The organism is Pseudomonadota bacterium, from assembly GCA_039033415.1.
In the GTDB taxonomy this organism is placed as follows: domain Bacteria; phylum Pseudomonadota; class Gammaproteobacteria; order Xanthomonadales; family SZUA-38; genus JANQOZ01.
The window spans coordinates 108,883-119,967 of record JBCCCR010000008.1 but is presented as its reverse complement, the minus strand read 5'-3'; the positions used below and the strand labels follow the sequence as shown (position 1 = coordinate 119,967).

Sequence of the window (11,085 nt, the reverse complement as noted above, 5' to 3'; positions counted from 1 at the left end):
AGGAGAAACGGGTGATGGGTAAAGAATCTTTCGGGCAATATAAGGTCGAGTCGGAGCTCGGTCGCGGCGGCATGGGCGTGGTCTTTAAAGCCCACGACGAAGCGCTGAATCGGCATGTGGCCATCAAAGTTTTGTCGGAACAGCTGGCGACCGATGAAAGCGTCGTCGAACGTTTCAAGCGCGAGGCCAAATCGATGGCGGCGCTGAACGATGCCCGCATTATTCAAATCTACTTTATCGGCGAGGACGAGGGTCAGCCCTACTTCGTGATGGAGTACGTGGAGGGCGAGTCGCTCAGCGAACGTTTGAAGCGTGATGGGCGGCTGCCCATCGCCGAGGCCCTGGATATTCTCAAGCAGGCGGCTGAAGGTCTGTCGGTGGCCCACGACCGCGGGGTTGTGCATCGCGATATCAAGCCAGGCAATCTCATGCTGGGCAGCAACGGCAACGTCAAGCTCGCCGACTTTGGTATCGCCATGGTGCAGGATCTATCCAAGCGCCTGACCAACACCGGCGAATTTGTCGGTACGCCGGGCTACCTGTCGCCGGAGGTGTGCGTCGGGCAGCCGGTGGATCAGCGCTCCGATATCTTCGCGCTGGGCATTGTGCTCTACGAGATGCTGACGGGGGACATTCCGTTCACCGAAGCCAGCCCGCTCGGCATGATGCTGGAGGTGGTCAAGGCGGAGATCCCGGACGTGCGTTCGGTTAATGCCGAGGTCGACGAACGGACCTGCCAGATTCTGGCCCGGATGATCGCCAAAGACCCGGATCAGCGCTATCCGGATTGCCGCGAGCTACTCGCCGATCTAAAAGGCAGTAACCCCATCGCCGCGCCACCGCCGGTGGAAGGGCCGGGGGCGGCCAACAACGCGTTTAACCAGGCGAGAACCACGGCCCTGAGCCAGCTCGAATCCATCCCGGAGCTGGGCACCGGATCGGTCGAGGCCACCCGGGTGTCCGGGCCTGGCAACCAGCTGCCGCCTCAGGCGCCCGCGGCCGTCCCGGCCGAGACGTCAACCAGCTCCGGCCCACGCTGGCTGCCGGCTGCCATTGCGGCGCTGCTGCTGGTGGGTATCGCCGGTGGCGCAGCGTTCGTGTTCCAAGATCAGCTTTTCTCCGACGGCGCTAACGACGAGCCGGTGATGGCCAAGGCACAAAGCCTGGATGACGGCGAGTCTATCGACCCGGTAGCGGACGACGCTGGCGAATCGGACGAAACCATCAGCGGCGAGGATCTCGAACAGGCGCTGCTGGCAGCTTCCAGCGAAGCGGCGGACAGCGACGCGGTCGATACCGAAGTGAAGTCAGAAACCACTACCTCCGATGCAGGATCTGAAAAGATTGCTATGGCCGACGCCACGACGCAGACTGGCGGCGAAGTGTCGGGGACGACCCCGGACCCCAGCACTGAACCGGCTGCGTTGACGGCCGCCGTCACCACCCAGCCTGAGACACAGAAGGCAGCGCCAACCACTGCCCAGGTCGCGGATCAACCGCAGTCCGTCGCGCAGGTCACCACGCCGGTGACAGCTCAGCCGGCGCCCGCGAAAGCGGAGCCGCTGCAGGTGGCTTCGGTGTCACCCGCGGTGTCGCAGCCGGCGGCTGATCCGCGGATGGTTGTTGTGGCCGTCGGAGATCGAGCCCTGGCGGGCCCGGTCGAGCAGCTGCTCGAAAACGCGCTGCTGGACCGGGAACTCGACGTGCTGGACGAAGCGTTTTTCCCAGATATCGGCGTGTTCGCCAACGAGCAGGGCGTCGATCTGGCGGGCCTCTCGGGGCTGATCCAGGACAACGGTGGCGACGTGCTGGTGCTGGCGGAAATCGACTACATCGGCGAGACGCAGCTGCAGTATTACGGCCAGTTCAGCACGCTGTATTCGGTCAACGTCAAGATCCGAAATATTTCGCTGAAGGATCGGCGGCCGCTCGGCCGCGGCTGGACTCGCAAGGTGGACTTCACCACGCTGAACGCTGACGAAAAAGCCAAGGAAGAGGTGGGCCCGATTGTCGACGACGTGGCCGCGGCGCTGGTGAGCTACAGCCAGCGTTAGCAGCCATCGGTCAAGCCCTAAGGCTAGTCTAGCTGCGGCAGGGACCAGTCGATGGGCGGCAGCGCCTGCGAGGCGAGATAATCGTTGGCCCGGGAGAAGTGGCGACACCCGAGAAACCCGCGGTGAGCCGACAGCGGTGACGGGTGAGCAGACTCGAGCACCAGGTGCCGGTCTCGGTTGATCAGCTGCCCCTTTTTCTGCGCGTAACTACCCCATAGCAGAAAAACCAGGCCGCTGCGGGACTGATCCAGCCGGCTGACCACCGCATCGGTAAACGTCTCCCAGCCTTTTCCCTGGTGCGCTCCCGCATTGCCCTGCTCCACCGTCAGCACCGCGTTAAGCAGCAGCACTCCCTGCATCGCCCAGTGCACCAGATTGCCGTGAGCGGGCGCTGGGATGCCGAGATCGTCATGGATCTCCTGCAGGATGTTTTTGAGTGATGGCGGGATCGGCACGCCGGCCGGCACAGAAAATGACAGGCCGTGGGCCTGGCCGGGGCCGTGGTAGGGATCCTGCCCTAAAATCACCACGCGAACGTCGTCGAAACCCGTCAGGCGCAGCGCGTCAAAGACCTTGGCTGACGGCGGGTAGAGAACTTTGCGGGCCAACTTTTCCGCTTTCAGAAACGCCCGGAGTTCCTTCATGTAAGGCGCGTCAAACTCGCTGGCGAGGATCGGGTCCCACGCGTCGCTGATAATGGTGGTGTCAGCTTTTTGGTCGGCTTCTGTCACGCGAGCGGTATCGCCCTCAACCCTGCGCAAGCTGCAGCTGGAACCGCAGCTTGTTGACCAGCAAATCTTCGTCGATGGGTTTGGCCACCAGATCGTTGGCGCCGCCGCGCAGCAGGGCGGCCTGCTTGTCCTTGTTGTCATCTCCGGTCATGACAATGATCGGCAGCCGGCTTCGACCAAGGTCGAGCGGACCGCGAATCTTTTGCACCAGATCCATGCCGGTCAGTCCGCCTTTCAGGTAGACATCGGTGAGCACCACATCGATCGCCGGACCGCCGAGCGAAGCGAGATTACCCTCCAGGATCTCGAGGGCTTCCTCGACAGTCACCAGATGCTGAACGCTGAAACCCGCCGCTTCCATGATGCGGCGGGTAGCAACCGCCACAACCCGGCTATCTTCGACGTAGAGGATATGGCCGGTAACCGAGGTATCGGGCTTGACGTAACCCTGGATGAAAGCCCCGAGGGCCTTAAACCCATCAGACTTGTCGAAGTAGTCCGTCACGTGTTCGGTGATATCGCGGTTCTGTAGCCGGTCATTGACGTCGCCGGAGACCAGGATGATAGGCATAAAGCGCTGATCGCTGCGGCCGCGAAGCTCAGCGGCGAGATCCATACCGTTCATGTCCGGCAGGGAAATGGCCGTGCTCACCAGGTCGACGCTGCCGCCGGCAAACTCTTCGAGCGCTGTGGCGGCGCTGTCGCAGGCCACAATCTGCGCATCCGGCAGCGCCTGCGCCACGGTTTTTTCTATCAACCGTCGCGTCACTTTCGAGCTGTCGACGATGAGAATTCGGCCGCCTTGTTCCACCTACGTTTCCTTGAGACCAGTAGTCAGAGCCCGGTTCGGGGCTTCGACCGGGCTTTGGGCCGAGCACTGCGTTCGGCTCATGCATTGTTGCGCCTGCCCGCTCCATGGGCAAGACGGAAGGCTAGTCGGGATCCAGAGCACCGAGCTGACGGCCAGCCGCCAGCCAGGCGCCGCCCCAACCGATGACGCCGCCCCCGGCAACCAGCGCGGCGACAAACAGGACGCCGGGCCAGCGCAGGGTGAGGTCACTGCTATAGCTTGCCGCCAGCTCGCTGACGGGTCCGGCCAGCAGCCCGACGCCAAGCACAATCACCAGCGCTGCCAGCGTGCCACCCAGCAGGCCGTAGCTCAGGCCAAGGTAGAGAAACGGGCGACGCACAAAGCTGTCGGTGGCCCCCAGCAGTCGGGTGATTTCAATCTCGACGCTGCGGGTCTTGAGCTCCAGGCCGATCGTATTACCGACGATCAGCAGGGCCGCCATTGACAGCAGGACAGCAAGCACCAGCGCGGCGCGGCCCGCGAGCGCGAGCAGGGCGTTCAGCCGATCCAGCCAGGCCATGTCGAGCAACGTTGACTCAGCGCCTGGCAAAACCTCCAGCTTCTGGGCCAGCGCGCTGACCGATGCCGTGTCCTTGAACTGAGCTGCCGGCGTGACCAGCACCGTCCAGGGCAGCGGATTGGCCGGCAGCGCCTCGATCAGCGCTGGGTCGGCAAATCGCTGCTGCAAAAGCATCAGCTCCTCCTCCGGATCCAGCAGGTCCACCGCCTGCACATCCTCGCGGGACCGCAGCTTCGCCGCCAGCGCTTCAGCAGCCGCGCGATCGCCGTCAGCCGGTAGGAAAACCGAGATCTGGCGAGCATCGGGATATTGGTCACCCACGGTCTGAAGGTTTCCAATGAGCCAATAAAAAGCCGCCGGCAAGCCGAGCGCTACGGCCAGCACCGCGGCGGTCATAGCGCTCCCGAGCGGTCGGGCGAGCAAACGCCGGATGCTGCCAATCGCCGAGTCCAGGTGGTGTTCAAAAAAGGAGGAGAGCGAACCCTGACTCGACCGCGAGCCTGAGGCGTTGGACGATTTGACGTTTTTGGTTCGCTTCACGGTTTCTGTGGCCGGAAATCATCGATCAATCGACCGTTTTCCAGCACCAGGACCCGACACTTCATGCGCCTGACGAGAAACAGATCATGACTGGCCACCAGAAAACAGATACCGCTGCGGCTGAGCTCAGCAAACAGGTTCATGATCTCGGCGGAGAGCTCAGGGTCGAGATTGCCGGTCGGCTCGTCCGCGAGAACCACCGGCGGGCGATTAACGATGGCCCTCGCGATGCCCACGCGCTGCTGCTGCCCGGTCGAAAGCTGTGCCGGCAACGCTCGTTCACGCTCCCGGAGGCCAACCGCATCGAGGGCGGCCCTCGCGCGGCGCTGTCGCTCGCTACGCTTCACCCCGGCAATCACCAACGGCAGCGCAACGTTGTCAAAGACGGTGGCCTCGGGCAGCAGCCGATGATCCTGAAAGATCATGCCCACCCGGCGGCGGTGAGCGGGAATCCCTCGGCGGCGGATCCGGCCGACGTTGCTGCCGTCCATCAGCACGACACCCTGCGTGGGTCGCTCCATGAGCGCTATCAGCTTCAGCAGGGTGCTTTTTCCGGCGCCCGAATGGCCGGAAACAAAAACCATTTCGCTAGCGCCGATCTCAAAACTCAAGTCTTCCAGGGCCTGGTTGCCGCCGGCATATCGCTTGGCCACCGCGTCGAAACGGATCATGGGTTAACCACGCTCATTGCGCCATCGTGCTGCTGAGCGTCGGCTCGGTGCCGTCCGCCCGCAAGCGTCAAGTGCTGCGGCACGAGATCAGCCGCCGGTCAGCTGGTTGAGCTGGAAAATCGGCAGCAGGATGGCCAGCACGATCGTCAGCACCATGCCGCCGATGAGCAGGATCATCACGGGCTCAAGCACACCGGTAAACACCGCCACGGTGGATTCCACCTGCCGGTCCTGGTGTTCAGCGGCTCGCTCCAGCATCTGGTCCAGCTCCCCACTTTTTTCACCGCTGGCGATCAGCCGCACCACCAGCGGCGGGAAAACGGCGCTGGCCTGCATGCTCCGGCTCAGCGAGCCGCCCTCGCGGACCTGGCGCGTCACCTCGCGTGTCGCTTTGGCCATCGTCAAATTGCTGAGAACATCAGCCGAAATTTTCAGTGCGTCCAGCAGCGGGACGGCGCTGCCGGTCAGGATGCTTAACGTTCGGCAGAGCCTGGCGGTATTGGCGGCGCGGCTCAGCCGACCGAGGATCGGGAGGCGCAGCAGCGTACGGTGCCAGAGCTGTCGCAGCGACGGCTGACGCAGGGCCAGGCCCACCAAAACGGCAGCGGCCACGAGCGCCAGCAGCAGCCAGCCGATGTTCTGCGTGAGCCATCCGCTGAGCGCCATCAGCGCCCGGGTCAGCCACGGCAGGCTCTGGTCCATCGAGTTGAAGACGGTCACAACCTGGGGCACAACGTAGGTCAACAGTCCCATCATCGTGGCCACCGCCACCACCGCCACGATGGCCGGGTAAAGCATCGCCAGCAGAACTTTCCGACCGAGCGCGTCGCGACTTTCGGCGTAGTCCGCGAGACGGTTCATCACCCGGTCGAGCTGGCCGGACTGTTCGCCGGCGGCGATCGAGGCGCGCACCAGCGGTGGAAACGCGCCTGGAAATTCGGCCATGGACGACGACAACGCGTGCCCCTCCATGACGCGGGACCGCAGGGCGGTCATGATTTTTTTGCTGCCCGCCCGGTCGCTTTGCTGGCTGACGGTTGCGAGAGATTCTTCCAGCGGCAGGCCGGCGCCGAGGAGGCTGGCGAGCTGCCGGAGCAGCAGGGCCTGTTCGCTAGTCGACAAGCGACGGACACCAAACCCGCCGCTGGCCTCGGTAACCGGGTCAACCCTGAGCGGACTGAGTCCCTGCTCACGCAGCTGCTGGCGGACCTGCCTGGCGGTATCGCCGGCGAGCACCCCCTTTTTGGTGTGCCCTTGGGTGTCGAGTGCAGAGTATTCGTAAGCGCCCATAACGATATGCCGCGCTTATTCCTGTCGAGTGACGCGCAGCACCTCTTCCACCGAGGTCACACCGCTGCTAACGAGGCGCCAGCCATCGTCCAGCAGACTGGGCCAGTGGCGCCGGGCGTGGGTCTCCAGGGCCGCTTCGCCTGCGCTGTCGTGGATGAGCTCCCGGAGCGTTTCGTCCATCGCGACCAGCTCGTAAATCCCGGTACGGCCGCGATAGCCGGCCCCCGGCGGTTCGGCAGGCGGTCGGTGCAGCGTGACCTGGCTGTCTGCCGGTTGACCAAAAGCCCTGAGCTCAGCGCCCCCGGCCGCATAAGGCTGCCGCAGAGAGGGATCCAGCACCCGAACCAGGCGCTGCGCCAAAACGCCAATCAGGCTGGACGCGAGCAGGAACGGTTCGACCCCCATATCCCGCAAACGGGTCACCGCGCCAATAGCGCTGTTGGTATGCAGGGTGGCTAAAACCAGGTGGCCGGTCAGCGACGCCTGCACCGCAATCTGCGCCGTCTCCAGATCGCGGATTTCCCCGACCATCACCACGTCCGGATCCTGGCGCAGAATCGCGCGCAGGCCCCGGGCGAAGTCCATCTCCACCTTGGGATTTACCTGCGTCTGGCCGATCCCCTCGATGTCGTATTCGATGGGATCTTCCACCGTCATGATGTTGCGGGTTCGATCGTTGAGGCGTCCAAGCGCCGCATAGAGCGTGGTGGTCTTGCCCGAACCGGTGGGCCCGGTGACCAGCAAGATGCCGTGCGGCCGGGTGATGAGCTGCTGGAGGCTGTCGCGGGTCTGCTGACCCATGCCGAGCTCCTCCAGATCCAGACGGCCGGCTTGTTTGTCCAGTAGCCGGAGCACGAGACGCTCACCGTGGCTCGACGGGATGGTGGAGACGCGGACGTCCACCGGGCGACCGGCGACGCGCAGCGAAATCCGGCCGTCTTGCGGAAGGCGCTTCTCGGCGATATCGAGTCGAGCCATCACCTTGATCCGCGACACGACCAGCCCAGCCACGCGACGCTCCGGCGCCAGGACCTGCCGCAGCACGCCGTCCACCCGAAAGCGGACCATCAGGCTGTTTTCCAGCGGCTCGATGTGAATATCGGAGGCGTTTTCTTTGACCGCTTCGGTAAGCAGCGCGTTGATCAGTCGGATGATCGGTGCATCGTCCTCACTCTCCAGCAGGTCTTCAGGCTCGGCGAGCTCTTCGGCGATCTGCTTGAGATCAAGCTCGTCGGAGATGTCCTCGGCCATCTGCCGGGCATCGCCGCCACCGTGCTGGTAAAGCTTTTGCAGCAGATCATCAAAGGCTTTTTCGGGCAGGGCCTGCAGCTCCAGTTCAGCACCGAGGTAACGCTTGAGCTCGAGCAGCGCTTCCGGCCGCACGCCCTGACGGTAAGCAACCGCGGCCCGGTCACCGCGCCACTCGAGCAGGGTTGCCCCGTTGCGTCGGGCAAAGCCGTACGAGGGTCGATGGGGTCTGGTGTTCACTGGTCCGAGCTTTCGGGCTCCGCCTCCTGCACTTCGCGATATTCTTCGAGCGTCGGCAGCAGGGGCAACGATTCAGCACGCAGCAGCCCCTCGTAGCTCTGCCGCTCCTCGATCTGCGAATCGCGCATGAAGTTGTATTTGGCGCCGGTAACCGCATCCATCGTAGCCTGATCTTTGAGGATACGTGGCCGGATAAAGACCATCAGATTTCGTTTGGTGCGCTGCGTGGTCCGATACTTAAACAGATTGCCAAGCAGCGGAATGTCACCCAGCGCTGGGACCTTCTGAATGCGCTCGGACACGGCATCGTCGATGAGGCCGCCGAGGACCAGCACGCCACCGTCCGGCACCATGACTGTGGTCGAGAGCTCCCGCTTGTTGGTGATCAGGTCCACCGCTACCGACTGGGCCGAGATGCTCGACACCTCCTGCTGGATCGCCAGGATCACCGTATCACCCTCATTGACGTGCGGCGTGACGGTCAGCGTCAGGCCGACGTCTTCCCGGGTAATGGTCTGAAACGGGCTGACCGCCGCCTGGTTGGCGCCGGTATTGGTGAACTGACCGGTAACAAACGGAACCTCCTGGCCGACATTGATCACGGCCTCCTGGTGATCCAGAGTCACAATGGAAGGGGTAGAGAGCACGTTGTTGTCCGCGTCCGAATCCAGTGCCGTGACCAGCGCGTTGAGCCGCGGGATCTCCTGGATGATCGGGATACCGTCAGCATCCACCCCGGTCTGAACTTCGATCACGCCGGACAGGTAGCCGAGATTGAGACCGGCACCCAGGGCGGAGAGGTTGGGAAAGACGTTTTCACCGGTTGGCGTCAGGTCGAGGATATCGGGGCCGGTGCCAAAGTTTGTGGGAAAACCGGTACCCCCGATCGGTCCCGAATCGCCTAGAGAGTCGAGCGAAGCAGCCTGCCACTGAACGCCCAGCTCACGCGCAAAATCTGTGGCAACCTCCGCGATAATCGCCTCCACCTGCACCTGGACACGGCGCACGTCGAGCTGACGCACAACTGACTGCACCGTCCGAAACACAGCTGGGGGCGCGGTAATCACAAGGGAGTTGGTCTCGGCGTGAGCCTGGATGGTAGCGGGGCCGTCCGTGGCGTCACCTTCTGGCCCACGCACCACGCTGTCGAGGATCGGTACCAGCGACTCCGCGCTGGCGTAACGGAGATAGATTACCTGGGTACTACCACCACTTTCGATGGGCGTGTCCAGGTGGGAGACAATTGTTTTGTAGCGCAGCCGGACGGCGGGATCGCCGAACAACAGCACGCTGTTGGTACGCTGATCTGCCAGGGCTTTAGGGCCGCCAGCTCCGTTGGCCCCGGAACCTGCGGTGGCCGTGTTGAGTGCTCGCACCACCTCGATGGCGTTGGCGTGCTGCAGCGCCATCACCTCCACGTCATCTTCGCTTACGGTATCGATGCGACGAATGATCTGTGCCAACCGCGATACGTTAGCGGCGCGGTCAGAAATCACCAGCACGTTGGAACCTTCGTGGGCCGCCACCGAGCCGTTCTGGGGGATCAGCTGACGCAGCAGCGGCACCAGCTGGGCTGCCGGGACGTGCTTGACCTCAATGACCTGAGTGACCAGCTGGTCACCGCGAGGGTTGTTGTTAACCAGCGGGATAGCGTCCCGCAGCCCCTTTGCATCCGGCACAATCTTAATGACATCTCCGGCCGGGACAGCGGAGAACTCATGAACCCTCAGTACGGATAAAAACAGCTCGTACATTTCGTCCGGGTTCATGTCCCGGTTGGAGATGACGTTGACCGTCACTTCCTGAACGCGCGGGTCGAGGACAAAGTTCTTGCCGGTGACCTCCGCGACGGTAGCGACCAGCGACTGAAGGCTGGCGTCTTCCAGGTTGAGCTTGCCGCTTTGCGCCCGGCTTGGTTCGACCACAGCCAGCAGCAGCGCCAGTCCCACGGCGGCGGTGAATGACAGCAGGTTTGGGTGGTTAGTCAATTAATTTCCCAGCTGGTTGGCGTCGATGTTCAGGGTCATTTCCCGGCCGTCACGCTTGAGCCGGACCGCAAAGTTCGACTGAGACTTGAGTTGGTTGATCAGCTCAAATGAACGTGCCGGGTTATCGAGAGGCACGCCGTTGACTTCCGTGATGATGTCGGTGTTGCGGAGACCAAGCTTGGAAAACACCGCGCTATCGCGGCCGGCCTGGAGGCGTACGCCAACGGGTTTCCCGTTTTCCATGTGGGGTAATACGCGGACCTGGCGGGCCAGCTCCGCGGGGTCGATGCGGAGCGTGGTCTGGACGTTGCGCCAGTCCACCTGCTGGCCGTTTCCGCCCGGCACCGCGCTGGTGCGGATTCCGGGCATCGACTGCGACCCGCTGCGTCCGGCGCCCCGGCTGCCGCTCCGATTGCCGTTGCGAGCCAGTCGCCGCCGCGGCGGCGGATTGGATTCATCACGAAGGCGAAGCGTCTCGAATCGGCCCTGGTGCACCAGCACCACGCGATCGGTATAAACCTCGTGCAGCCGCGCGGCGCCGGGCAGCTCGTCGCCGACGCTATAGAATCCATCACCCTCGCTGTCCACCACAATCGCCATACCTTCCTCAGGATCGTCGGAGGCCAGCGTCCCGCGCAGCAGCAAATCCAAACTCGTTTCGGGTGCATCGAACGTGCCGCCACCCAGCGGTATCGCCATACCCGACTGCCCGAACAGATGCAGGCCGGGCAGATCCACCGATTGGGCCGCCGCCGTGGCAAGGGGTTCAGCGTCGCCACCAAGCGAGGGTGCCGGCGCCGGATTCAGATCCACCAGCTTCCAGACGATCGACGCTGTCAGCCAGATGCAACCCACCACCGCCGCCAGAAGCACAACCCAGCCAGTCAGCAGTGCTGCAGTCTGCGCGGGATCACGCTCGGCAACTTGAGAAAACATGTGCGCGATGGTAGCGC

Annotated in this window: 9 protein-coding genes; 1 reads left to right on the top strand and 8 read right to left on the bottom strand. The window is 63.4% G+C overall.

Annotated features, from left to right (window positions below):
* The first annotated feature begins 14 nt into the window (after positions 1–14).
* Positions 15–2,054, top strand: a complete 2,040-nt coding sequence (locus tag AAF358_08545; protein ID MEM7705585.1) for a protein kinase — start codon at positions 15–17, stop codon at positions 2,052–2,054.
* Positions 2,055–2,077: 23 nt separating this feature from the next.
* On the opposite strand, the gene ung is transcribed toward AAF358_08545, so the two are convergent.
* The 8 genes from ung to gspC form a co-directional block, all read right to left on the bottom strand.
* Positions 2,078–2,752: a uracil-DNA glycosylase gene (gene ung, locus AAF358_08540; protein MEM7705584.1), complete on the bottom strand. Its 675-nt coding sequence runs from the start codon at positions 2,750–2,752 to the stop codon at positions 2,078–2,080.
* 49 nt (positions 2,753–2,801) lie between these two features.
* Positions 2,802–3,596, bottom strand: coding sequence for a response regulator (locus tag AAF358_08535; GenBank protein MEM7705583.1), 795 nt, complete (start codon positions 3,594–3,596; stop codon positions 2,802–2,804).
* A gap of 121 nt (positions 3,597–3,717) precedes the next feature.
* A complete protein-coding gene (gene ftsX, locus AAF358_08530; GenBank protein ID MEM7705582.1) occupies positions 3,718–4,695 on the bottom strand; it encodes a permease-like cell division protein FtsX in 978 nt (325 codons plus the stop codon).
* Positions 4,692–5,366, bottom strand: a complete 675-nt coding sequence (gene ftsE, locus AAF358_08525) for a cell division ATP-binding protein FtsE (GenBank protein MEM7705581.1) — start codon at positions 5,364–5,366, stop codon at positions 4,692–4,694. Before ftsE ends, ftsX begins: the two co-directional genes overlap by 4 nt.
* Before the next feature lie 87 nt (positions 5,367–5,453).
* Positions 5,454–6,656 carry a type II secretion system inner membrane protein GspF gene (gene gspF, locus AAF358_08520; protein ID MEM7705580.1) on the bottom strand — a complete coding sequence of 401 codons (1,203 nt, stop codon included), beginning with the start codon at positions 6,654–6,656 and terminating at the stop codon, positions 5,454–5,456.
* Positions 6,657–6,671: 15 nt separating this feature from the next.
* Positions 6,672–8,144 (bottom strand): type II secretion system ATPase GspE, encoded by a 1,473-nt coding sequence (gspE, locus tag AAF358_08515; GenBank protein MEM7705579.1) that lies wholly within the window; start codon positions 8,142–8,144, stop codon positions 6,672–6,674.
* The gene (gene gspD, locus AAF358_08510) at positions 8,141–10,132 is read right to left on the bottom strand and encodes a type II secretion system secretin GspD (protein MEM7705578.1); all 1,992 of its coding nucleotides are present in this window, start codon (positions 10,130–10,132) and stop codon (positions 8,141–8,143) included. Before gspD ends, gspE begins: the two co-directional genes overlap by 4 nt.
* Positions 10,133–11,068 (bottom strand): type II secretion system protein GspC, encoded by a 936-nt coding sequence (gene gspC / locus AAF358_08505; protein MEM7705577.1) that lies wholly within the window; start codon positions 11,066–11,068, stop codon positions 10,133–10,135. It lies immediately after the preceding gene.
* Positions 11,069–11,085: the final 17 nt, after the last annotated feature.

What these genes read in the sequence shown, in the direction of transcription:
- AAF358_08545 (MEM7705585.1), top strand. Translation starts at nt 15, where the DNA reads ATGGGTAAAGAATCTTTCGGGCAATATAAGGTCGAGTCGGAGCTCGGT.
- ftsE (MEM7705581.1), bottom strand. Translation starts at nt 5,366, where the DNA reads ATGATCCGTTTCGACGCGGTGGCCAAGCGATATGCCGGCGGCAACCAG.
- gspF (MEM7705580.1), bottom strand. Translation starts at nt 6,656, where the DNA reads ATGGGCGCTTACGAATACTCTGCACTCGACACCCAAGGGCACACCAAA.
- gspC (MEM7705577.1), bottom strand. Translation starts at nt 11,068, where the DNA reads ATGTTTTCTCAAGTTGCCGAGCGTGATCCCGCGCAGACTGCAGCACTG.